19 protein-coding genes are annotated in these 25,606 nt (G+C 37.6%); 12 read left to right on the top strand and 7 right to left on the bottom strand.

Going from position 1 to position 25,606, the window contains the following annotated elements; genetic code table 11:
* Nucleotides 1–134 precede the first annotated feature (134 nt).
* The 4 genes from HDC90_RS08735 (at nt 135) to HDC90_RS08720 (ending at nt 3,430) form a co-directional block, all read left to right on the top strand.
* Nucleotides 135–830, top strand: a complete 696-nt coding sequence (locus HDC90_RS08735; RefSeq protein ID WP_184465581.1) for a DUF4397 domain-containing protein — start codon at nt 135–137, stop codon at nt 828–830.
* 122 nt (nt 831–952) lie between these two features.
* On the top strand, nt 953–1,537 hold the full coding sequence (locus tag HDC90_RS08730; protein WP_184465580.1) for an RNA polymerase sigma factor: 585 nt from the start codon (nt 953–955) through the stop codon (nt 1,535–1,537).
* Complete coding sequence (locus HDC90_RS08725) at nt 1,530–2,759, top strand: hypothetical protein (protein ID WP_184465579.1); 1,230 nt, start codon at nt 1,530–1,532, stop codon at nt 2,757–2,759. Before HDC90_RS08730 ends, HDC90_RS08725 begins: the two co-directional genes overlap by 8 nt.
* A gap of 41 nt (nt 2,760–2,800) precedes the next feature.
* Nucleotides 2,801–3,430 carry a Uma2 family endonuclease gene (locus HDC90_RS08720; protein ID WP_184465578.1) on the top strand — a complete coding sequence of 210 codons (630 nt, stop codon included), beginning with the start codon at nt 2,801–2,803 and terminating at the stop codon, nt 3,428–3,430.
* 90 nt (nt 3,431–3,520) lie between these two features.
* On the opposite strand, the gene HDC90_RS08715 is transcribed toward HDC90_RS08720, so the two are convergent.
* Nucleotides 3,521–4,027, bottom strand: coding sequence for a peptidylprolyl isomerase (locus HDC90_RS08715; RefSeq protein WP_113951462.1), 507 nt, complete (start codon nt 4,025–4,027; stop codon nt 3,521–3,523).
* A 10-nt stretch (nt 4,028–4,037) separates the two neighbouring features.
* Entirely contained in the window at nt 4,038–6,047 is a 2,010-nt protein-coding gene (locus HDC90_RS08710; RefSeq protein ID WP_184465577.1) for a thioredoxin domain-containing protein, read from the bottom strand.
* 258 nt (nt 6,048–6,305) lie between these two features.
* Here HDC90_RS08710 and HDC90_RS08705 point away from each other — a divergent pair, with 258 nt between their 5' ends.
* Complete coding sequence (locus tag HDC90_RS08705; RefSeq protein WP_184465576.1) at nt 6,306–7,403, top strand: mandelate racemase/muconate lactonizing enzyme family protein; 1,098 nt, start codon at nt 6,306–6,308, stop codon at nt 7,401–7,403.
* A gap of 232 nt (nt 7,404–7,635) precedes the next feature.
* Here HDC90_RS08705 and HDC90_RS08700 read toward each other — a convergent pair whose 3' ends face one another.
* Nucleotides 7,636–8,532, bottom strand: a complete 897-nt coding sequence (locus HDC90_RS08700; RefSeq protein WP_184465575.1) for a glycoside hydrolase family 25 protein — start codon at nt 8,530–8,532, stop codon at nt 7,636–7,638.
* Between the two features lie 140 nt (nt 8,533–8,672).
* Between HDC90_RS08700 and HDC90_RS08695 the strand changes: the two genes are divergently transcribed.
* On the top strand, nt 8,673–9,920 hold the full coding sequence (locus tag HDC90_RS08695) for an MFS transporter (protein WP_184465574.1): 1,248 nt from the start codon (nt 8,673–8,675) through the stop codon (nt 9,918–9,920).
* A gap of 20 nt (nt 9,921–9,940) precedes the next feature.
* On the opposite strand, the gene HDC90_RS08690 is transcribed toward HDC90_RS08695, so the two are convergent.
* Both HDC90_RS08690 and HDC90_RS08685 read right to left on the bottom strand, forming a co-directional pair.
* Complete coding sequence (locus tag HDC90_RS08690; RefSeq protein WP_184465573.1) at nt 9,941–10,921, bottom strand: glycoside hydrolase family 43 protein; 981 nt, start codon at nt 10,919–10,921, stop codon at nt 9,941–9,943.
* 846 nt (nt 10,922–11,767) lie between these two features.
* Nucleotides 11,768–13,138, bottom strand: a complete 1,371-nt coding sequence (locus HDC90_RS08685; protein ID WP_184465572.1) for a dipeptidase — start codon at nt 13,136–13,138, stop codon at nt 11,768–11,770.
* A gap of 291 nt (nt 13,139–13,429) precedes the next feature.
* On the opposite strand from HDC90_RS08685, the gene HDC90_RS08680 reads away from it, so the two are divergent.
* Genes HDC90_RS08680 through HDC90_RS08670 form a run of 3 tightly spaced genes read left to right on the top strand, consistent with a single transcriptional unit; the run spans nt 13,430 to nt 16,518 of the window.
* Entirely contained in the window at nt 13,430–14,410 is a 981-nt protein-coding gene (locus HDC90_RS08680; RefSeq protein WP_184465571.1) for an SGNH/GDSL hydrolase family protein, read from the top strand.
* 55 nt (nt 14,411–14,465) lie between these two features.
* A complete protein-coding gene (locus HDC90_RS08675) occupies nt 14,466–15,020 on the top strand; it encodes a PH domain-containing protein (RefSeq protein WP_184465570.1) in 555 nt (184 codons plus the stop codon).
* A complete protein-coding gene (locus HDC90_RS08670) occupies nt 15,013–16,518 on the top strand; it encodes a PH domain-containing protein (RefSeq protein WP_184465569.1) in 1,506 nt (501 codons plus the stop codon). The genes HDC90_RS08675 and HDC90_RS08670 overlap by 8 nt, the downstream gene beginning before the upstream one ends.
* A gap of 46 nt (nt 16,519–16,564) precedes the next feature.
* Here the strand turns inward: HDC90_RS08670 and HDC90_RS08665 are convergent, their stop codons facing one another.
* On the bottom strand, nt 16,565–17,449 hold the full coding sequence (locus tag HDC90_RS08665; protein ID WP_184465568.1) for an NmrA family NAD(P)-binding protein: 885 nt from the start codon (nt 17,447–17,449) through the stop codon (nt 16,565–16,567).
* Between the two features lie 81 nt (nt 17,450–17,530).
* Between HDC90_RS08665 and HDC90_RS08660 the strand changes: the two genes are divergently transcribed.
* Complete coding sequence (locus tag HDC90_RS08660; protein ID WP_184465567.1) at nt 17,531–17,884, top strand: helix-turn-helix domain-containing protein; 354 nt, start codon at nt 17,531–17,533, stop codon at nt 17,882–17,884.
* Between the two features lie 334 nt (nt 17,885–18,218).
* On the opposite strand, the gene HDC90_RS08655 is transcribed toward HDC90_RS08660, so the two are convergent.
* Nucleotides 18,219–18,542: a DUF493 family protein gene (locus HDC90_RS08655; RefSeq protein WP_184465566.1), complete on the bottom strand. Its 324-nt coding sequence runs from the start codon at nt 18,540–18,542 to the stop codon at nt 18,219–18,221.
* Between the two features lie 741 nt (nt 18,543–19,283).
* Between HDC90_RS08655 and HDC90_RS08650 the strand changes: the two genes are divergently transcribed.
* The gene (locus HDC90_RS08650; RefSeq protein WP_184465679.1) at nt 19,284–21,587 is read left to right on the top strand and encodes an ATP-dependent helicase; all 2,304 of its coding nucleotides are present in this window, start codon (nt 19,284–19,286) and stop codon (nt 21,585–21,587) included.
* A gap of 256 nt (nt 21,588–21,843) precedes the next feature.
* A complete protein-coding gene (smc, locus tag HDC90_RS08645) occupies nt 21,844–25,383 on the top strand; it encodes a chromosome segregation protein SMC (protein ID WP_184465565.1) in 3,540 nt (1,179 codons plus the stop codon).
* Nucleotides 25,384–25,606 lie beyond the last annotated feature (223 nt).

The following is a 25,606-nucleotide window of genomic DNA, read 5'->3' as shown; positions in this document are numbered from 1 at the left end:
CACCCCCATGTGGCTTTTCTTTTATAAAAAAATGAGCACAGGTGTAGCGTTTTCGTTCCGTTAATCGTTTTACAGGAAAAAAGCGTTAATGGCCATTAACCAATTTTGTTTAAAAATTGATTTAAAACATTAAAATGAAAACGGATTTGAAAAATTTTAGCAGTACAGTAAAAATTATACTCTCTCTATTTGCAATAACTTTAACTATTTCAGCTTGTAAAAAGGATTTCAATAACGATCCGATAGAAGCAGCGGGCATTGGTTTTGTTCATGCATCGCCCGGAACAGGTCCTTTGGATTTTATATTGGATAACCAAAAAATAAACAGCTTTACTTACACTAAAGATTTGGGATATTATGCAGCTTATCCTGGAACAAGATTGGTAGGTGTTGCTAAAAAAGATTCTTTAAAATATTTAACAAATACTACAGCTACATTAAAATCGGGATTCTTTTATTCGGTTTTCGTGGTTGATACTTTAAAATCTACAAAACTTTTGATCCTTGAAGATGATTTAAAAGCACCTGAAACTGATAAGGCTAAAGTTCGTTTTGTAAACTTAAGTCCGGGTTCTGCTCCGTTTGATTTAGCAGTTGCAGGTACTGATGCACCTTTATTTACTGCTAAAGCATTTAAAGAGTTTACCACTTTTAGCAATATTGCACCAAATGACAGCTATACTTTCCAATTAAAACAGGGTGGAGCAGTTAAGGTTAGCTTACCAGCCGTTAAAATCGAAAAAGGCAAAATTTATACCATCTGGGCTAAAGGCTTATCGAGCAAAACCGATAGTACGGGCGTTGGTTTATCAGTGATGACGAACAAATAAAAATATTTCACTCTACCTGTGGAAACGGAAACTGACATCACCCAAAAATTGGGTGGTGTTATTTTTCTTAAATTTGCAATAATTAATCATGATAAACCTTTAATAAATAGTCCTTTACAGGAGTGATAAAAAAAATACTCAGTTTTGAGGAAATTTTAAAAGGCTGTGTAAAAAACGACAATAGCTGTAAAGAAATGATGTATAAATCATTTTATGGCTATTTAATGGGCATAATTTTAAGGTATACCAAGAATCCTTCGGATAGTGAAGAGCTTGTAAATGATAGCTTTATCAAGATTTTCAAACATGTTGGTGGCTTCAAAGCACCAAAGAATCCGGAAGAATTACAACGATCGTTTAAAGGTTGGATTGCCCAGATTGCTTCGCGAACGGCGATAGATAAGATTCGGAGTGCTAAGGTTCAGTTTTATGTTGATGATTTAGCAGAAAGTGAACATCCTGTTACCCAGGTTTCGATTGCTTCGGAACTACACGTTAATGATATTTTGAATTTACTAAATCACTTACCAGATACGCAGAGACTGGTATTTAACTTATATGAAATTGAGGGCTTTGCCCACGATGAAATTTCGAAGATGTTAAACATTCCGGAAAGTTCCAGTCGTGTTTACCTCACACGTTCTAAAAATAAGTTACGTACCCTTTACCTAAATACCATGGTTAATTCATACGAAAAAAATGGATAAGGAATTAATTGAGCATATTACCGCGCAACTCCAAAACCATGAGGAAACATACCCTGATGGTGCCTGGGAGCGCTTTTCGGAGAAAAAAAATAAGAAACGAGGCATTGCTTACTGGCCTTTATGGGCTGCTGCTGCCTTAATTTTCATCTTCGGAGCTGTATTTTTTGCGCAAAACAATATAGATCAGAAAAAAAATGCTACAATAGCTAAATCTAAAGCAGACCATAGTCCTGTTCATGGAAATACAGATATCCTAATTTCGCCAAAAAATATTAAGCCACCATTAAACAATAATATTAACAACCATACCACTGCAGTAAATAATTTAGCTGGTAATTACTCTACCAAGGTTACAGAAAATTTAAAACCGATATTGGAACAACAGCATAGCTATGGATTTATCAATACATCGGAAGAATTAAATCCAATTAATAACAATTTATTGGATAATAAACTTTCTGGTACAAATCTTTCAAATTTAAAATCAAAAGAATTTAATATTTTAACAGAAAAGAACAAGCCTCAACCCAGCCCACAAACAAACTTTGAAAAGTTGCTTGCTCATGATAGTTATGTAAACCAGCACAAACCTGCCGATAAAACGAGCGGGAGCTCTAAATGGCAACCTGACCTATACATTGCCCCTGCTATGGGTAACGACAATAAAGTAACCATGAATTATGGATTTTCTTTGTCGTATGCCATTGCCAATAAATTGTCAATAAGTTCTGGTGTATCATATGCTTCTATTAGTACAACGGAATCGTTAGATGCCACTGCACCACAAACCTTATCAGGCAAAAACTTAGCTTCAGTTGATGCTAAAGTGCGTGGAATTAATGTTCCTTTAGAATTAAAGTACAATATAAGTGATAAACTTTATACCAATGTTGGGGTATCTGCGCTAGCTGTTTTAAATAATTCGCAGCAAAACAGTTATATCGTAAATCAGGTTCAAAGCTTTTCTTCTCCGGCGGTAAATGGTTATGCAGATTCTAAAACCATGATTGTTAAAGAAAAAACGGTTGAGCCGCAACCCGAGGAGAGCATAAATCCTGATAGATATATCGGGTTCTACAATTTCTCTTTGGGCTATAAGCAGAAAATTTCCAAAAAGAATAACATAGCTATCGAGCCCTTTTTAAGGTTGCCTATGAAAACTTTCTCTAAGGAAAACCTTAACCTCACTAATGGTGGACTGCGGTTGAAAATTGATTTTTAAAAAAAACTAAGATATTTAGTATATTTGGTTAAATGCCTCATATGAAAAATATCAAGCCATACCCTACCGAAGAGGAGTTACCTCCCATTAAAACCCTTAACGAGGTAGATTTTTCTGCTATTTACAGTTATGCAGATTATATGCGCTTCGAATTTGAAGAGCGCTTAGAGATTATTAAAGGCTACATTTTTGAAATGAGCCCCGCTCCTTCTAGGATCCACCAGGGTATTTTAACCAATATTTTTGGGCCAATTTACAATGCGCTCCAAGGCAAATCCTGCCGTGTTTACACTGCACCCTTTGATGTACGTTTGGCTAAAAAGACTCAAGATGACAGAGAAGTTTTTACTGTGGTGCAGCCCGATATTGTGATAGTTTGCGATCCGACTAAATTAGATAAGCGTGGCTGTATTGGTGCACCAGATATTGTTGTCGAAATTTTATCTCCAGGCAATAATAAAAAAGAACTAATCAACAAATATGAAGTCTACGAAGAAGCAGGTGTTAAAGAATATTGGATCGTAAGTCCATCTGACAAAACATTTTTCAGGTATATCCTTGATGATAACGGCAAGTTTCAGCCTACCAAACTGCTTACTGAGGGCGAAGAGGTAACCACAGCGATATTGCCTGGCTTTAAACTTGTCCTGGATGAGGTTTTTCAAGATTAAACTTTGACATATTAACGAAAAAAGTCAAGTTTAAACGGCAAAATTGCTATTTAAAACTTGACTTCTTTGAAAATCGTTTATATCGATTAATTAGTGACCTGAGTGACCATCAGCTCCGTGCGCATGGCCATGAGCCAATTCATCTTGAGTAGCCTCACGTACATTTAAAATCACACCGCTAAACAATAAGTTTTTACCAGCCATTGGATGGTTTAAATCTACTGAGATGGTTTCATCGTGAACAGCAGTAACACCTGCTCTAAACTGGTTGCCATTATTATCTTGCAATGGAATCACATCACCAACATTTGGCAATTCGCCTCCTGCTTCAGTAAACATTGTTTTTGGTAGATCTGCAAAAGCACCTGGATCAATATCGCCATAACCATCTGCAGCAGATAGCTCAAAGCCATATTCATCACCAGTTTTCAAACCGGTTAAATGCTCTTCAAATTTAGGCAACATCATGCCAACGCCATATAAAAATACTAAAGGATTTTGTTCGTCAGCTTTTTCTACAAAAACTTGTTGTCCTTCTTCGTTAGTAGTATGTAATTCGTAAGTTAACGCTACTACAGAGTTTGGTGAAATATTCATTTAAATTAATTTATTGTAAATACCCTAATGCGTCCTCAACAGTGTTAACCGGCAACTGGCATACTTTATTTCGGCAAATATAAACTTTTGTTTCGTTGCTTTGCTTACCTTTTAACAGCGGCAGGTTACTTTTTGTTCCACCCAATGTAATTTTGTTCGGAATATAATATCCGCTTAATGCTAATTTAATATTATCGGTTTCTAAACCGGTAATGGCAATTTCGTTTATGCCGTAAATTTCGTTTAACAATTGAATGGCCCAGTTTGAATAAGCAGAACCATAACTTTTGATCTTCGGATGAACCGCAGCAAGCATTTCTGCAGCTTTTTCGATATATTGTTCAACATCAAAAAGCAAACCCAGTTTTTTTAAATTCTGCGCCATGGTAGAATTTGAAGCCGGAATAACATTATCCATCACTTCATGTTTACGGGCAATTAAATCTTCGCTTTCTGCTGAGGTATAAAAAAACATGGACGAATCTGCATCCGTAAAATTAGCGATTACATAATCAGTTAACGATTTTGCCTCTTCCAACCATTTTTCATTAAAATCAGCTTCGTACAAGGCAATTAACGCTTCAATAAAAAAAGCATAATCATCCAAGAAGCCCGTAATAGAGGCCTTTCCATTTTTATAATTACGGTATAAGCCACCATTTTTAGCTTTTAAGTGGTTTAAAATAAAACTGGCTGCAGTTGAGGCTCTTTCATAATAGTGTCTGTGATTCAATACGGCTGCAGCATCAGCCAAAGCTTTAATCATCATGCCATTCCAGGCGGTTAAACATTTATCATCCAAACCTGGCCTAACTCTTTTGCTGCGAACAGCCATCAATTTTGTTTTGGCGGAGTTTACCTTGTCATAAAGTACCTCAGCCGTAATGTTAAATTTCGCCAGTAAATCATCATCACTGATTGTTTTACGCAGGATATTAGTTTGTTCTTCTTCCCAATTACCATCTTCTGTAATATTATAATAAGCGCCCATTAGTTGAGCATCGTCTCCCAAAACCTGATCGAATTCTGCTTTGTCCCAAACATAGTACTTACCTTCTATCCCTTCGCTATCTGCATCCAATGCCGAATAAAACAATCCATCTGTAGAGGTCATTTCGTCAAAAACCCAATTAATGGTTTCTACAACAGTCTGTTTAAAAGCGTCAAATTTGGTACACTGATAGGCTTCTGCATATAAACTGATCAATTGTGCATTATCGTAAAGCATCTTTTCAAAATGTGGCACATGCCATCTATCATCAACCGAATAACGGGCAAAACCTCCACCAATCTGATCATAAATACCGCCTCTACTCATTTCTTCGAGCGTATGGCAAACCGCTGTAAAAACAGATTCATCATCTTTTAAAAAACCATAACGCAATAAAAAGACCCAATTATTGGGCAAAGGAAATTTTGGAGCGCGATTATAACCTCCATAACCAATATCGAAATGACGTTTCCAAGGATCGATAATTTCAGTTAAACGCTCCTGGGTATATTCTTCTGCAGTTACTGCTGGGATTATCTTTTCACTGTCTTTAATGCCCGAAGTTAACCTTTCAGCATATTGAATGGCTTTATCAGGCTCATTTGCCCATAAAGCAGCCACGTTTTCCAGAATATTGATCCAATCATTTTTCCTGAAATAAGTTCCGCCATAGATTGGACGCTGATCTGGCAAGCAAATACAGTTTAAAGGCCAACCACCGCTACCCGTCATGAGTTGGATGGCATACATATAAATCTGGTCAATATCCGGACGTTCCTCGCGATCAACTTTAATACAGATAAAATGCCTGTTCATCACTTCAGCAACTTCGTGGTTTTCGAAACTTTCGCGCTCCATTACGTGGCACCAGTGGCAGGCCGAGTAACCGATACTTACTAAAATCAGTTTGTTTTCGGCCTTGGCTTTTGCTAATGCTTCAGTCCCCCATTCGTACCAATTAACCGGGTTATGGGCATGTTGCAGCAAATAAGGTGATGAAGCATGGATTAAATTATTGGTTTCTGACATGGTCGCGTGGTGTAAAATATAATGGGGAATCGAATTTAATTTGAAACGTAAAGCTATTAATAATCTACAAACCTGTTTCGATTTAGTTTTTGTTTTTATACTTTAGTTAGAAATCTATCTGGATGAATGGATTTGAGCAAAAATGAGTTGTTTATCCGAAAATTTGACACAGTGGCTCAAGAATTTAAACTACACAAACTGACTACCCTTTGATTAATAAATCTTAAACCTTAAGCCTTTTATCCTTAACCCTAAAAAATGAAAATCACCCATACAGAAATATACCGCTTTAGCATCCCCATGGAACCTTTTGTAATTGCCACAGGAACCATGCACTTTGCCCAGAATGTATTAGTGAGGATTTATACCGATACAGGTATTCACGGCATTGGAGAGTGCTCTGCTTTCCCGATGATTGTAGGCGAAACCCAGGAAACCTGTATTGCCATGGCTAAAGATTTTGCTGCTATTTTAAAAGGTAAAGATCCTTTAGAAATTCCGGAACGGATGAACGATTTATTGGGCTATGCTGATCATAACAGTACTATTAAAAGTGCTTTCGATATGGCATTATTTGATATTGCAGCGAAAAATGCCAAATTGCCATTGTATAAATTTCTTGGAGGAACGAAACGCAGCATCGAAACCGATATGACCATCGGCATAGACACACCAGAGGGAATGGCTACAACAGCATTGAAATATAAAAGCCAGGGTTGCCGGATTATAAAAATTAAGCTGGGCAAAAAAGTACATGATGATATAGAAAGGGTAAAACATATCCGCGCTGCAGTAGGCGAAGATTTGATTTTGCGCCTGGATGCCAACCAGGGCTGGAGTTTTGATGATGCTTTATTTGCTTTAGGCGAACTGGAAAAATACAATATTGAGTTTTGCGAACAACCCATGCGCACCTGGTACGATGATAAATTACCAGAGCTGAATGTAAATTCGCCAATTAAATTAATGGCCGATGAAAGCTGTTATAACCACCATGATGCCCGGAAACTGATTAATAGCCAGTCTACCACTTATTTAAACATTAAATTTTCAAAATCCGGGGGTATTTTAGAAGCGCAAAAAATTCATGAAGAAGCCTTACAACGGGGCGTAAAATGTATGATTGGAAGTATGCTCGAAACCAGAATTGCCTTAAGTGCGAATCTCCATTTTGCTTATGCCAGTCCTAATGTTGAATTCTTCGACCTCGATACTGCTTTATTGGGGCATTTGGTCGATCCGGTTGTTGGTGGCCTAACTTACAATGGTTACTTTCTTGATGTTCCTGAAGAAATCGGTATCGGCGCTGAAGCTGATGAATTTTTCTTAGCGGAATGTGAAAGCTGGACGGTTTAGTTCAATGGTTCATTGGTCAATAGTTCATTGGTTTTCCTGCCTGGCGCCTTATCGATTAGCTGGTTTGAAGAATTAATCAATGATTAAGCACCGATTTATTATCTGATTAACGACCTCTAGAAACTACTAACCAGGTTGCTTCATCGCCTGAAAAAGCCTTCTTGCAATGACGAAGACGGTTATCATGCCTAAGAACTAATACCCAATGAACCAATGACTAATGAACCGATGACTAATGAACTAACAACTTATCCAACGCCAAACTATCGCCATTAAAGGCATTAAAATCTACCACATGGCCAATACCGTTAATTTTGGCTTTATCAGAATGCTGCCAGAATTTCCACCGGCTTTTATCCATCCTTAATTTTGGCTGATAATAATGGGCAATCCACAAAGGATAATCATCAAAATAATCAACTAAATAATCTTCGTAAAATTTAAGCCCGGTGTAGATAATTGGTCTTACTTTGGTTTTCATTTCTACATAATTGAGAAAATCGGACAATTCTGCCCTCATTTTTAGGGGCGAAACGCCATCTAAAGATTCAATGTCCACAACTGGTGGTAAATCACCTTTCTCGATATTTACCACTTGTAAAAAAAATTTAGCTTGTGTTTTACCATCCTTTTTTGGTCTGAAAAAATGATATGCACCGCAAATAATCCCTACTTTTGGAGCCTCACGCCAATTGCGTTGAAAATATGGATCAACCAGCATTAATCCTTCTGTAGCTTTGATAAAGGCAAAACGGATACTCACTTCATCCTCTTTCATTTCCTTTACTTTTTGCCAGTTAATTTTACCTTGATAATAGGAAACGTCGATACCATGAACTGTATATTTTTTAGGGATTTTGATGTTAAAACTTTCGTAGGTTCTGTAATTAGGATCTTGCCCCCAATCTTTAACCCAGCGCCAGGTAGCTACAAAACTTCTTAATACATAACCGTAGTAAAATGGAGATAGCAAAATCAACAATAAACCTGCAATAACCAGTTTAAGCTGAACCGAAATACCACCCTGCTTTTTTTTGCCTGTTGTGGATTTTCTGGCTGCAGGTTTCCTAACGGCAGGTTTTCTGGTAACTGTTTTTTTGTTTATTGGGGTTCTTTTCTCTGGCGGCATTTGATCGGTTTCCGGATGCAAATTTGTAAAAATTATGGGATATTTTTTTGCCCATATTTTTTAACCTAACAAGCGGATATTGAATTCAGATGATTAATTAATATTTGCCTTTTGTTATTTTTACAACATCTAAATACACTATGTTCAAACTTATTTTCAATACCTACAAAACATCATTTAGCGGATTAAGCAGAGAAACTTGGCTTTTAAGCTTTGTGATACTCTTTAATAGGTTTGGAAGCATGTCGGTTCCGTTTATGGGGCTATTCGTTACCCAAAGTTTACATCGATCTGTAACAGATGCAGGTTTAATCATCATTTTATTTGGTGTGGGTTCAGTGCTGGGCTCAGCAACAGGTGGTAAACTGACCGATATGATCGGCTTCCGCCCTGTACAGGTCTTGTCTTCCATTATAAGTGGCCTGCTATTTATCCTATTTTCTACCCTAACCCACTTTTACAGTCTATGTATACTGGCTGTGGTGATCAGTTTTTTTTCTGAAGCTTTCCGACCGGCCAACTTTACAGCAGTTGCCCATTATGCGGCAGAAGGTACTTTAACAAGATCATATTCTTTAAACAGGTTGGCCACAAACATGGGCTGGTCTATTGGAATTAGTTTTGCGGGTATAATTGCTTCCATTAACTATCGACTGCTTTTTATCGTTGAAGGTGTTGTAAGCATTATTGTGGGTTTATTGATACTATCATTTTTGCCACAGGTGAAAGGTTTTATCAAAAAAGCAAAAGAGACGGCCAATACTATGATCATAATGAAACCATGGGAAGATGTTTTCTATGTAAAATTCATTTTGCTTACTACTGTTTTTATTACTTGCGCTTTTTTAATGTTCAGGATTGTGCCAGTATTTTTTAAACAAGAATGGCATATTGACGAATTTGCAATCGGCCTCATAATCGGGATCAATGGTGCTGTTATTGCCCTGTTTGAGATGGTGATGATCAATAAAATTGAAGCAAAAAGATCGCCAATGTTTTTTATTATTGTTGGGGCAATCTTATTTTCAATTTCGTATACTATATTAAGTGCGCCGGTTAGTCTTCACATTGTGATGGCAATATTAACCATTGTCGTATTTACTTGTGGGGAGATGCTTACATTGCCCTTTATCAATACCATTGTAATCAGTAGAAGTAATCCGCACAACAGAGGGTTATATGCAGCAGGTTATACGTTGAGTTGGTCGTTTGCACAACTCGCAGGTCCATATCTGGGCTTTTTAGTTGCCAAAAAATTCGGCTACAACTGGCTTTGGCTGGGGCTTGCCGCAATGCTTTTACTATGCACATGGGGATTTAATACACTTAATAAAAAGCAGATAAAAACTGTTTTACAAAAAAGTGAAGCCCAGTTGGAAATTGAATAAAACCTCCAGCCGAGCAGCAATTATTTAACTTTCTGGGCTTTTACACCTTCGTTTGTAATTTTTACAGGAAGAATATTACCATCTGCATCAAACTTCATTTCATCGATACAGGTTACGCGATGGTTACCATCAGTTTCGGTTAAAGGCCTGCGGTGGTAAACAATGTAGTACTTTCCTTTTTTCTCGTTAATAATTACAGAGTGATGGCCGGCTCCGGTAGCAATTGCAGCATCTTGCTTTAAAATTTTACCTACCCTTTTAAACGGACCGAAAGGCGAATCGCCAACAGCATATGCTACTGAATAATCTGGGCCGGTCCAGCCGCCTTCGCTCCACATAAAATAGTATTTCCCATCTCTGATGAACATATATGGCCCTTCTACATAGTTATCAGGCGTAATTTCTTTAAAGGTTTTGCCATCTTCAAATGGCAAAAAGCCAGTAAAATCTTTATTCAACTTGGCAATATTACAGTGTTTCCAGCCACCATAAATTAAATAGTACTGACCATCTTTATCTTTAAACACAAACTGATCTATAGGTTGGGCGCCATTATAAAATTTATCTACCAGAGGTTTTCCCAAGTGGTCTTTATACGGTCCTTCTGGTTTATCGGCAACAGCTACCCCTATCCCTCCAATCTCGTTATCGTTCTGGATATCGTTGGCACCGAAAAACAGATAATATTTTTTATCTTTTTGAACAATTGCAGGCGCCCACATGGCTTTATTGGCCCATTTTATGGCAGCAGTATCCAAAATATGAGGATGTTTCTTCCATTTTACCAAGTCATCTGATGAAAAGGCATCTAAAAAAACCTGTTCCCTATATTTAGCTGAATAGGTAGGATAAATCCAATACTTATTGTTAAAAATAGCAGCATCAGGGTCTGCATACCAACCTTGAAATATTGGGTTTCCAGACTGATTAATCGTTTTAGTATCCTGAGCAAAAGAAGTAAGCCCAGATAAAAGTAAAAGAGATGAGAATAGGTATTTCATGGCACCAATTTAGAAAAAAATCCGTGGTAAAAAAATTTAGCGTCAGGTTTAACTGCAAAATGCACGAAGAAAAGGCGCAAAGAACACTGATTCAAATTTAAGAATATTTTTTGGAAAGCAACTGCAGTGCTTATCGGTTTCGATAGCCCCGCTCCCGTTCCTGCTCCGATGAAAAATCGGGAGCATCCACTAAAATCGGGTTTAGGTGGCAAGATTGGCAATACTATTTAAGTTTTATAACGAATGTAGGAACAGGCTCTGTTTCGAAGAACCAACCACTGTTAAATAAACCCGACAAAGCTAAATAGCCCGCAGCGCAGCGAGGACTATAAGCGAATGGCAGGACTACAGAACCTATGAAAGACAAACCGCTCATTTCTCAGTCAAATAAACCTGCTTAGTAAATGAGATAGGCCTTTTAATTCCGCTTAAAAATTAATTTTATTAAGTTGTTTTGGAAAGCAAAATCTGTAGCAATTCGGTCAAACCTGCCCCGGCCTGTGTTTCAAATCCTCGCCCTCATGCTTCGGCCTGCGGGTTTTACACTACGGTCGGGTTTAGGTGGTAAGATTGGCAATACTATTTAAGTTTTATAGCGCATGTAGGAACAGGCTCTGCCTCGAAGAACAAACCGCTGTTAAATAAACCCGACAAAGCTAAATAGCCCGGAATGAAGTGTAACGAAATGAGGACTATAAGCGATGGCGGGACTAAAGTACCTATGAAAGACAAACCGCTCATTTCCAAAAAAAATCCCTGCTTATTAAAATAGGCAGGGATGGTCTTCGACTCCGATCAGACTGACATTTTCGACTACGCCGCGCTTTGCTTGAAATGACGTTTTTTTTATTTGCTCAGCTCTGCGAAATATTTATGGAATAACGGCAAGGTTTCTATTCCTTTATAATAATTGTAAATATCATATTTCTCATTTGGAGAGTGTAATGCATCGCTATCTAAACCGAAGCCGAAAAGTACCGATTTAATACCCAATACATCTTCGAACAGCGCTACAATAGGAATACTACCCCCACCTCGTGTTGGAATAGCTTTTTTACCAAAACTATCTTCAATTGCTTTTTCCGCTGCCTGATACGCGATACTATCAGTTGGGGTAACCACTGGTTCGCCACCATGGTGAGGCGTAACTTTTACCTTTACATTTTTAGGCGCAATGCTTTCGAAATGTTTGGTAAAAATCTCGGCAATTTCTTCTGAGCTTTGATGTGGAACCAAACGCATAGAAATTTTTGCATTGGCTTTACTAGGTAATACGGTTTTTGCGCCCTCGCCAATATAACCACTCCAAATTCCGTTTACTTCTAAAGTTGGGCGGGTACCTGTGCGCTCCAGGGTCGTATAACCTTTCTCCCCCCAAACTTCTTCAATATCAAGATCCTTTTTATATTCTGCTTCATCGTAAGGTGCTGAATTTAAGGCCTTTTTCTCTTCATCTGATAATTCTACAACTTTATCGTAAAAAGCAGGGATGGTGATGTGGTTATTTTCATCGTGTAAAGAAGCAATCATTTTGCAAAGGATAGTTGCCGGATTGGCTACTGCCCCGCCATAAACGCCAGAGTGTAAATCGCGGTTCGGACCAACTACTTCTACTTCCATGTAAGCTAAACCTCGTAAACCGGTTTCAATTGATGGATGTTCCATGCTAATCATCGAAGTATCAGAAATTAAAACTACGTCGGCTTTTAAACGCTCTGTATTTGCATTTACAAAAATACCCAGATTTGCAGACCCTACTTCCTCTTCACCTTCAATCATGAATTTAACGTTGCAAGCCAAAGTATTGGTTTGCATCATCAGTTCGAAAGCCTTAACATGCATGTAAAACTGGCCTTTATCATCGCAAGCACCGCGGGCGTAAATTTTACCATCGCGTACAGTGGGCTCAAAAGGCGGTGTATGCCAAAGTTCTAACGGATCTGCCGGTTGAACATCGTAATGGCCGTATATTAAAACTGTTGGTAAAGAAGCATCAATAATTTTTTCGCCATAAACAATAGGATACCCTGCGGTTGGGCAAATTTCTACCTGATCAGCACCTGCATCCCTTAATTTCTGCGCAACATAATCGGCAGTTTTTAAAACATCGCCTTTATATTTAGGATCGGCACTAACCGATGGAAAACGCAATAACTCAAACAATTCATCTAAAAAACGTTGTTTGTGCGTTTCTACGTATTTTTTAATCTCTTGCATAACAAAATTAGTTTGAGCAAATATAGGCTTTACCAAATAAAAGGCACAGTAAACGGTTAAATTATCCCACTTAGGCATAAAACTTTGCCTATCGTTAAGATGGTAATGAGTTTAATTAAATTTAAAGCGCTAAATCAATATGTTATCTTAAAACTTAAAACCGTCTTTTAATAAATACAAAAAAATGTTTTAATGTTGTAAAAAAGAATAACACAGCATTATTTATATTTACTTTTTTGTAAATTGCGCCAATAACAGATATCCTTAATCCTGTACGAAAGAATTTTAACAATGAAGTTTAGCGCAAAAGTTTTTCTATCTCTGCTGCTGCTTCTTGTTGTTCGCATTTCTTCGTTCGCTCAAGGTACAACTCAACCCCCAACCCGTGTAAGTTGCCCAGAAGCAGCCCAATATTATTCTAAAGACAGTATAAATATTGTAACTTTTGGAGCCAGTACGGTAGAAGGCGTAAAAGGCCTTGGTTTTCAAACCCTGCTCCAGAACAATTTTTTAAATTGTTATACGAACAAGATAGTGGATATTACCAATCATGGTATTGGGGGCCAGACTACTTATCAGGGATTGCTCAGAATTGATAATGCCATAGCCAATAGAACCGGCTTTATTGTGATTGATATGGGCATTAATGATGCTATTGCCATTGCTGCTGGCAAAGGAAGTGTAGCTGAAACCGTAGCTAATATGCGCGTTTTGATTACGGCAAGCCTTAAACAGAAATTAATCCCGATTTTATGTACGCTTCAGTTTGTTGATGATAGGACTATTAAAGGTTATGTTGCTGTAAATACCAACATCAGAAACCTTAATACGGCATACAAAAAATTAGCAACAGAGTATAAAATATATTTAGCTGATGTAAATGCAGCCATGAGGCGTGATTTTTCACTTTATCAGGATGCATTTCATCCAAATGCACGCGGTTATAGATTGGTGAGCTACGTTATTTTCGACACTATTAATAAAGCCATTTTTGATAAATTTTTGAAGTTTACCGTTACCCAGAATTACCCAAATCCTGCAGCAATGCAAACATTTATTGATATCGTTTTGCCAGAAGCGGATAAGATTAATGTGCAGATTTACGATTTAATGGGCAGATTGGTTAAAACAGTAGTAAACGAATACCTTAATACCGGCAAACACACTTTAGAAATCAATACCTCTACTTTTGTTCCCGGTATTTATTTCTTCAAAATCTCTTCCGATTCCGGTCAGTACAATTCTGCAAAAAAGTTTATTGTAGCCAGGTAACAAAAGATTTAAACAGGAGTCTATTTATAGATTAATATGTTTTATATCTTTAAGTATGACTACTGAGACCGTTTTCACCAATGAAGTTATTGATCTTGATCTTCTTCCAAAATACGAAGACATTCAGTTAAACCGACCGCATCCCGATTACTGGAAAATTATCTGTATTAATCTGTTGATTTTTTTTGGCCTGGTGGGAATAACTATTGGTATACTCCTATTTTTTATTGATGAACTAAAACCAAATGCAAAATGGATTATTCCGCTTTATCTGGTTTTTTTAGCCATCTTTTTGCTACTCTATCGCGCCAGTTTTAAGAAACGGGGCTATGCTATCCGCGCACATGATGTAATGTATAAGAGTGGAATTATCGCGGAATCCACAACAATTGTTCCTTTAAACAGGATTCAGCATATCGAATTAAATGAAGGAATTTTTTCCAGAATGTACAAATTAGGGTCATTACAGCTATTTACCGCAGGCGGACAAACGGGGCATATCCATATTTCGGGCATCGCAATTGATGACGCAAAGCGTATTAGAGATCTGCTGTTGAAAAAATTGGACCTGCTTGAAAACCCAACAACTGAATCGAATCCTAATGAATAACGATTTTAGCAAACCACAGCGCGAATCGGCCTTTGGTATTATTATAATGGGCGCTCATACCATGCTAAAGATTGGTAAGGCGAGCTTTTTCTTATTCGTTGTTGCATTTGTAAAAATGTCTAGCACTTCTTTTGCCTATCTTATATTAGGTATTTCTGCTATCGTTGTATTCAGTTTTATATTCGCCTATTTATGGTATTTAAAATTCACTTTCTTTCTGGATAAAGAAAAACAGGAATTTGTGGTAAATAAGGGGATATTCAGTCGTGATCAGGTCATTATTCAGCTCGATAAAATACAACAGGTTAACATTAACCAGAATATTCTACAAAAAATCATTGGTGTTTACGGGTTAAAAATCGATACTGCTGGTACTCATGGAGAAGAAGTAAGCATAAGAGCTATTGACGAAACTTCGGCCTATGACCTTAAAGAACATTTATTAAATGGAAAAGCGGCAATTGAAACACAATCGGAAATTGAGCAAGAAAATGGCAAGACAGCGGAAGCACCTTTTTTAAAAATAAGTGCCTGGACTTTGTTTAAAGTTGGATTAACCTCTAATTACGGACAAAGTTTGGCTTTACTTGCTGCTTTTTTTTACACGGTTATTTACGAAGGAAGACAGTTGCTTGATGCTTTTAAAATTAATAAAGATGAAATTCAGAGTACAGTAACGGGTATGTTAACCATTGTTACAGTTTTTATCTTAATTGCATGCCTTTTAATCGTACTGTTAATTATTAACCTGGTTAGAACCTTTTACAAGTATTTCGAACTTCAAATTAGTGAGCATAAAAACACGCTCTTACTCTCTTCAGGACTGATTGCGAAGAAAAATACCCTGATTAGCCCAAATAAAGTCCAGATTACAAAATACAGCCAGAATTACTTTCAGAAAAAGATGAACTTGCTGAATATGAGTTTAAAGCAGGCTCATTTTGGCCAAAGTAAAAAAGGACATGAAATGCAGGGAAACACCCTGGAAATTCCGGGCTGCAATGCTGGTGAACGGGACGAATTGTTAAAAATGATATTAGGCCAAACACCTTTGAAATCAAAAATATTTATCCCAGACTGGCGTTTTTTGAATTTACCCATCTTCTTTAAACTGATTTTACCCATTGTGGCATTTTTAATCATTGCGTTTAATATCCCTGAAGTTAAACCTTACATAGCTGCATCAATTGTTTATTTTATCATTGGCACTTTGATGATTTATATCAGCTATCGCCGGCATCGGATTTCCGTAAGTCAGGATTTCATTATCAAAACCAGTGGAATTTGGGATATTTCGAATGAAATTGTACTGCCTAATAAGATTCAGGCCATTACCACTTTTCAGTACCCTTGGCACAAAGGAGTGGATGTTGGCCACCTCACTTTACATACCGCAGCCGGTCAGATCCATTTTAAATATGGCAATTATACCGCAATTAAACAGCTTGTAAATTACTGGCTATACCAGGTAGAGTTTAAAAACGAGAATTGGATGTAACATAACAGTTGTCCGACTGCTAAACCGAACAACTGTTATGCTTTAATTAGCTATGATATGCTGAAGCAAAATCTGCAGCGAAATCCTTAAGTTTAATGTTACCTAAAACAGGCCTGTTTTTGTAATAATCTACAAAAAGTTTATTGCTTCTGATCGCATCGCCCATTTCTACATAGCTTTTGGCTATTTCTTCAGGTAAACCTGCTCCTACCATTCCGTTCAATGCATCTTCGTCGCTAAATTCTATCCATGGCAATTCTGGTTTACCCACTGCAGTTCCTAATACTTTTGCAACATCAGCAGGAGTACTTTCATCATCGCTTGCTACATACTGTAAGGTTTTACCTATAAAATTGCTTTCTAATACCTCGGCTGCTACCTCGGCAATGTTACGGGGGTGTACCAAAACAAGTTTTGCACCGGCACCAAAATTAGATCCCAATATGTTTGCATGTTTGGCCATATCGATGTTGGCTAAAAAGTTGATATAGAAATAACCGGCACGCAAATGTTTTACATCTACCCCATTTAATGCGGCAAAAATATTCTCTACGTCATGCAAACCAGCAATTGGGCCAGTTCCATCCGGCAGATCTGCACCTACACTACTTAAATTCACAACTTTTTTAACCCCCGACTCTTTTATAGCGACAGCATAATTTTCGCCGATACCTTTAATATATGCTCTGAAGTTTGGTGCTGCAAAATTTGGAGGAACCATGGTGTAAATGGCGCCAGCGCCAGCGAAAGCATCTTTTAAAAATTCTGTATCACTTACACTACCAATTAAAGGTATTGCACCCAGCGATTTAATTTCTTCGGCTCTATCAACGTTACTGCTAATAACTGTGACTTCATGACCTTTAGCCACCAATATTTCGGCTAAAGGTTTTGTAATATTACCTGTAGATCCTGTTAATGTTATTTTCATGATTTTTTATTTTTAAATATTGAATACAAAGCTATATTTGTACTTACTTTTATACAAGTACTTACCCCAAAGTATGTAACTATGACAGCTGTTAAAGAAAGTTCGACCCGTAATTTTAATAAAGGCGTAGCATTAACCAGCTGCCCTGTTACTTTTGTAATGGAGAAAATTGGTGGTTATTGGAAGCCGATCATTATTTTTCATTTAATGAGTGGGCCAAAACGTTACAGTGAGTTAAAACGTGCTATACCACAGATTACGGAGAAAATGCTTATACAGCACTTAAAGCAATTGCAAAGTGATGACCTTGTTCATCGAGATGCGCAAGCCGTTATTCCTCCTGTAGTTGCGTACAGCCTCACAAAATCGGGACAGGATCTATTTCAGGTATTAGATTCGATGGTAGATTGGGCCATTAAAAATGGCTCTGTTTAATTATCACATCATATAAACCTCAGTGAAGCATTACCCCTATAGCAAGGAGACAAGACAAAGGGAAGCACCGGAACCGACTTGATTACCTACACAGTCATTGCGCTCCGAAAAGAAAATTAGACGATAAATAGACTATTTTTTTTATTGATTGGAAATGAAAGGCTAATTTTCCATTGGAGATTGCAGCCCTGCTGTTCGCTGTAGCCCTCATGCTTCGGGACTGTCGCTGCCATCAGGTTAGGAACAGCATAGCTACAAACTGCAACCTCAAAATGAAATACGAATCGAGCTTTTTTAAAACCAAAAGAAAATCATTTTAAATATGCGGGAGCGCCTACAGTATCATAATTCCTTTGATGTTACCCACTTGTTTATAAACAGCTATAACTTCATCAGCATTTTGCACTGGCTTTTTTACTGTAATCGAAACATATTTTCCGGTTTTTGAGGCATGTTCAATAAACTCATCATCAGGTAAAATAACACGTAAATCTTGTATTTTGTCTAGCCCGCCAGTGACAATAAATTTAAAATTATAAACACCTGGAAACTGCTCAACACTTTCCAGTTTCTCTTTTAAATTGGCGTAAATATCTGTATTTGCTCCATCAGGGATATCTGTAAATTCAATATCCTTATTTATTCTTTTCTCTTCCATGAGCAGACTATATCAAATTCCATACCTAAACCATCTATGTGTAATTCTGGCAGCATACTACATTATTTAATTGAAAATCTTACGATTTTGATTGTTTTGAGGGTATTTCCATTAACCCTAATAATAGCACAAGCCCAATTAAATAAACCTTGGCGAAGCGGATACCGGCCCAGCGCTTAAGGCCTGCAGGTGTATGAGCAAAGCAAAGGACTACCGAAGCCGATGAAATACAGATGTAGCTTTTCTAAAAACCAATGTAAAGAATTTACCTTAGCGACAATTAATTCGATATAAAACATGATTCAATTACCATTGTAAGCACAGAAGTCTTTGCCTAATAGATTCTGAAACAAGTTCAGAATGACGAACGATAACTTTGGGGTTTTAACCCTTAATAGTAGCACAAGCCCAATTAAATAAACCTTGGCGAAGCGGATACCGGCCCAGCGCTTAAGGCCTGCAGGTGTATGAGCAAAGCAAAGGACTACCGAAGCCGATGAAATACAGATGTAGCTTTTCTAAAAACCAATGTAAAGAATTTACCTTAGTGATAATTAATTCGACATAAAGCATGATTCAATTATCATTGTAAACACAGAAGTCTTTGTCCAATAGATTCTGAAACAAGCTCAGAATGACGAACGATAAAATATGACTTTTGGTTTTTAACTAATTACTAACAACTTTGGCAAAAAGCGATAGGAATTGTTATTTTTGAACCTCAAAAAAACAGGAGCCGATTTGGATTATTTAGCAGGATTAAACCCACAACAAAGAGCAGCAGTAGAGAACACAAAAGGACCGGTAATGATTGTTGCGGGTGCCGGTTCGGGCAAAACCAGGGTAATTACCTTTCGTGTAGCCCACCTCATTCAAACCGGCACCGATCCATTTAATATTTTGGTGCTCACCTTTACCAATAAAGCGAGTAAGGATATGCGTGAGCGTATTAGTAAAGTGGTTGGCGCAGAGGCAAAGAACATCTGGATGGGTACTTTTCACTCTGTTTTTGCAAAAATTTTACGGGTAGAGGCCGAGAAAATAGGTTATCCAAGTAATTTTACCATTTACGATACTGATGATAGTAAAAGTGTAATCCGTGCAATTTTGAAAGAAATGCAACTGGATGATAAATTATATGCAGCAAACTTTGTTTTCAACAGAATTTCATCAGCCAAAAATAATTTAATTTCATGGGGCGAATACCAGTCTAACGATCAGATACAGGCCGAAGATATTCAGAATAAACGCCCCTTAATTGGTCAGATTTACGAAACCTATGCTAAACGTTGTTTTAGGGCGGGTGCAATGGATTTCGACGATTTATTGTTCAAAACCAATATCCTGTTAAAAGAACACCCTGATGTTTTAAATAAATATCAACAGAAATTCAGGTACCTGATGGTGGATGAGTACCAGGATACCAACTTTTCACAGTATACCATTGTGAAAAAACTGGCTGCTGCTTATCAAAACATTTGTGTAGTGGGTGATGATGCACAGAGTATTTACGCTTTCCGTGGTGCAAACATTCAGAATATTTTAAATTTCGAACGCGATTATCCTGATTTAAAGGTTTATAAATTAGAACAGAATTATCGTTCTACCCAAAATATTGTTGATGCAGCGAGCAGTATTATCGCTAACAATAAAAACCAGCTCGAAAAGAACGTTTTTTCAGACAACGAACCTGGTGACCGTATTAAGGTTTCGCGGGCTTTTACCGATAATGAGGAGGGTAAATTAGTTGCCGAAGCCATTATTCAAGAACGAAGTACAAAAGGATATCAATATAACGATTTTGCCATTTTATACCGTACCAACGCGCAAAGCAGGGCAATGGAGGAAGGTTTACGCAAGCTAAATATTCCCTATCGGATATATGGCGGCCAGTCTTTTTACCAACGCAAAGAGATTAAAGATTTAATTGCGTATTTCCGTTTAACTTTTAATCCTAAGGATGAAGAGGCTATAAAACGCGTAATTAATTATCCTAAGCGTGGTATTGGCGACACCTCGATTGATAAAATTATTGTTGCGGCAGACCAACATGGAAAAACCATGTGGGATGTAATTTCGAATGCACATGAATATGTAGATGGGCGTTTAGCCAATCAATTGAACGATTTTGCCACGATGGTGCAAAGCTTTCAGGCAGAGGCTAAAAAGCTAGATGCTTATGATACGGCTTTGTTTATTGCCCAGCATGCAGGTATTTTAAAAGAATTATATACCGATGATAGTGTTGAAGGACGTTCGAGATACGAAAATATTCAAGAACTATTAAACGGTATTAAAGAGTTTGCGGAGCGCGAAGACATTGAGGAAAAAGGACTGGATATCTTTATGCAGGATGTTGCTCTTTTAACCAATGATGATAAAGACGGTGACAAGAATAAGGATACCGTTTCTTTAATGACCATCCACTCGGCCAAAGGTTTAGAGTTTAAAAACGTGTTTATAGTAGGATTGGAAGAAAATCTATTTCCTTCGCAAATGTCGTTAACTAATCGTACTGATTTAGAAGAAGAGCGTCGTTTATTTTATGTGGCCATTACCCGTGCTGAAGTAAAATTAACACTTACCTATGCTACTTCGCGTTACCGCTGGGGAACCTTAACCAACTGCGAACCAAGCCGTTTCATCAACGAAATTAATCCGAAGTTTTTAGAATTGGATGTTAAACCAGCCAAATCGAACAGTTTTGAAGGTAATTTTGATGATGATCGCAAAACATGGACCTCACAGCCGCGAGATTTCTTTAGCAAACCCAAACCAGCAGCCGGCGCAACTACTTCTGCCCCGCCAGCCCGTCCAAAAACTACATCACTACTGGCAAAAGCACATGTACCAACCTCTGGCTTTACCCCTTCACAACCACACGAATTTCAGGGCGGTATGGAAGTAGAACACGAAAAATTTGGCTTCGGAAAAATTATCAGTTTAGAAGGAGCTTTACCAGATGTAAAAGCCACTGTATTCTTTCAAGGTTTAGGCAACAAGCAATTATTGCTTAAATTTGCAAAACTGATGATTGTAAAATAAACGCAGATTTCCATTTAGCCACGAAAACTCAGATGCACGGAAAATAACGTTGATTCGTCATCCTGAACTTGTTTCAGGGTCTTTTATAGGTAAAACAAATAGATGCTGAATCAAGTTCAGCATGACGAGTGGTATTAAAATTATGTCCAACTCAGTGCTCTCTATGCTTTTCTTTCCGCAACCTTTGCGGTTAAAATCACTTGAAAAAACACAAAATTATCCTTAATATTGAGGCTGGTTCTCCCGATTACAAACCATGCAACTTACTAGGTTAGAAATTAAAGGTTTTAAGAGCTTTGGCGATAAAGTGACCATCAATTTTAATGAGGGTGTTACTGCTATTGTTGGTCCTAACGGTTGCGGAAAATCTAATGTAATTGATGCCATGCGCTGGGTTTTGGGCGAGCAGAGTACCAAAGCACTTCGTTCTGAAAAGATGGAGAACATCATTTTCAATGGAACAAAAAACCGAAAACAGGCACAGCTCGCCGAGGTTTCATTAAGCTTCGATAATACAAAAAACATCCTTCCTACAGCCTACTCGCAGGTTACCGTAACCCGTAAACTCTATAGAAATGGCGATAGTGAGTATCGCTTAAACGATGTTCAATGTAGGTTAAAAGACATTACCGACCTTTTTCTGGATACCGGAATCGGCTCTGATAGTTATTCGATCATTGAGTTGAAAATGGTTGATGAAATTATTACCAACAAAGAACATAGCCGTCGTTCTTTATTTGAAGAAGCATCGGGAATTTCGAAATATAAATTACGCAAAAAACAGACTTTCAGCAAGTTAAAAGATACCGAAGCTGATTTAGAACGGGTTGAGGATTTACTTTTCGAGATCGAAAAAAACCTTAAAACCTTAGAGAATCAGGCACGTAAAGCTGAACGTTATTATAAGTTAAAAGAGCAATACCGAGAACTGAGTGTTCAGTTGGCCACACACCGTATTGCCTTCTTCCGTACCGACTTAAATGCTTTAGAAACACAGGAGCAAAATCTGCAGGTAAACCGCACAGAACTCAGCACCAAAATAGATACCGGTGAAGCTGAGCTGCAAAAACTTAAATTAGGCAGTATCAGTCAGGAAAAGAACCTTTCTGTACAACAAAAGGCCACAAATGAGTTTGTTTCCAAAATTCGTGCTTACGAGAGTGAGAAAAAAGTAAAGAACGAACAGATGCGTTTTTTACAGGAAAAAGAAACACGTTTATCTGGCGAGCTCGAAAAAGATAAAAATCAGGTTAACCACATTAAATACAATATCAAACGTTTAAATGAAGAAGTTTTAACAGAAACTGAGGTTTTTAACCGGCTGGAATCTGATTTAAAAAGCTTAAAATCTACGCTTGATACTTTACGCGAGCAGCAGCAAACCGAAAAGAACAGAATTGATAACCTGATCAAATCGGTTAACGAGTTGCAAAATCAAGTATATCAATCGCAAAAGGAAATCGATATCCTGAATATCCAAAAAGATGCTCTGGTGCAGGAAACCAACCGGAATGTTGATGATACCGAAACCAAAACGTTAGAATTAAAGGCTTTTGATCATGCTTTGGCCGAACTAGATATTCAGGTAAGGGAAAAGCAGGCCAATATTAAAAACCTAACGGAAGCCGAAGAAATCTTAAAAGAAAAATTAGCCGCTTCAGAAATCAACCTGGGTGCAAACAAAGAAAAACTTACGGCAGAAAACCGTAAAAAAGATGCCAAGCAGAACGAGTATAACCTCACGAAATCGCTGGTAGACAGCCTGGAAGGTTTCCCAGAATCGATCCGTTTTTTAAAGAAGAATAATGCGTTTGCTAAAAGTGCCCTGCTCCTTTCTGATATTTTATTCTGTAATGAAGATTACCGCGTAGCGATAGAAAATTACCTGGAACCGGTAATGAATCACTACGTTGTTGATCAGTATGCAGATGCAGTACAGGCCATTAACCTTTTAACTGACGCCAGCCGTGGCAGGGCAAACTTTTTCATTTTAGAGAATGTTCCCGATAAAAATCCTGTTATCGGCACTCACGAAGGGCTTATTTCGGCTTTATCGGTAATAGAGGTCGACAAAAAATACCAGCACCTTTGCAACCTGCTCTTACAAAATGTGTACATCGCAGTAGCTGAACAAGAGCATTTATTTAAAACCACGCCAAGCGAAAGTTTAACCATTTTGGCTAAGAACGGAAAATATGCCCAAACCAAATTCACTTTGGCAGGTGGATCGGTAGGTTTATTTGAAGGGAAAAGAATTGGTCGTGCCAAGAATTTAGAAAATCTGGCAAAAGAAATCAAGGCATCAGAATCGTTGATCAATCAATATAATGCGGCAATAAAAGCAGAAACTGATAATATATTTACATTAAAAGAAGCTTCAAAAATCAATCAGATCAATGCTTTGCAGCAAGAAATGAACCGCTTAAACAACGAACATATTTCTGTGCAAACCCGTCGCGATCAGTATCAGGAGTTTATTACGACAAGCGAAAACCGTAAAACAGATATTGCCCAAAAGATTGTATCAATAGAGAAAGCCTTGTCTGAAAAATTGCCTGCATTGGTTCAATTGCAAAAAGACCAGCAGGAAGCTCATATTAATTTGCAGGAGCAACAACTAAATTATCAGGAAATTGCCGACCAGGTAAACGAAAGTGCGGGCAAATATAACCAGGATAATATCCGTTTCCACCAACAACAAAATAAATTATCAGGCTTGGAAAAAGATTTAGATTATCGTTTTGTTCAGGAAGAAGCTTTAAATAAGCGGATTGCCCAAAACGATAAAGAATTACAGGAAGCACTGACCCAAATTACGGCAACTTTACAGCACACTGATCTCAACGACGATACACTTTTAGAGATGTATCAACAACGTGAAGAGATGGAAAAAGGGCTTGCTGAAGCCGAACAAGCTTATTTCACAAGCAAGGGGAGCATTAACGAGGTTGAAAACGACCTGACCAATATCCGTAAAACGCGCGAAGAAACCGATTTCTTATTAACCGAAATCAAGGATAAAAAGAACGCATTAAAGATAGATCTGAATGCCTTAAAAGAACGATTAGCCGTCGAATTCAACATCGATATCAATGATCTTTTAGAAACAGACACCGAAATTGAAGCTTTGGAAAGTGAGTTCGATCTACGCCAAAAGGTAGAGCGGATGAAACGTCAACTTGACGAATTTGGCGCCATTAACTCTATGGCGATGGAGGCCTTTAAAGAAATGGAAGAACGTTATACTTTTATCCAGAATCAAAAAAAGGATCTTAATGCAGCCAAAACCGATCTTTTACAAACAATTAAAGAGATAGACGATACGGCTAAAGATAAATTTATGCAGGCCTTTACCCAGGCCCGTGAGCACTTTATTGTGGTTTTCCGCTCTTTATTTAATGAAGAGGATAGCTGCGACCTGATTTTATCTGATATTAATAATCCCTTGGAGGCCGATATTGATATTGTTGCCCGTCCGAAAGGGAAAAGGCCTTTATCTATCAATCAGTTATCTGGTGGAGAAAAAACATTGACGGCTACGGCCCTGTTGTTTTCGCTTTACCTGTTAAAACCCGCACCTTTCTGTATTTTCGATGAGGTTGATGCACCTTTGGATGATACTAACATCGATAAATTCAATAATATTATCCGTAAATTCTCTGATCAATCGCAGTTTATCATCGTATCACATAATAAACGCACCATTGCCAGTACCGATATCATTTATGGGGTAACCATGGTAGAGCAGGGTGTTTCGAGGGTTGTAGCGGTAGATTTAAGGGAAGTAGCAGCGTAAGCATTATTATTTCGTCCTTGCAAAGGAAGTATGGCGAAGCAATTTTTTATGCATTTTTTCAATTGGAAAATGAAAGATGTAATTACTTTTTTAATTCCCCTTTATTTCAATCGTCATGCTGAATTTATTTCACTGTTGTCCGGTTAAAATTGATTATTGAAGATAAATAAGGCTTATTGGCTAATTAAGGTTGTTTATGTTTTAAAATCTATTTCTAAGGTCC

The organism is Pedobacter sp. AK013, from assembly GCF_014205835.1.
Classification (GTDB): domain Bacteria; phylum Bacteroidota; class Bacteroidia; order Sphingobacteriales; family Sphingobacteriaceae; genus Pedobacter.
This window is presented reverse-complemented; position numbering and strand designations above follow the sequence as displayed.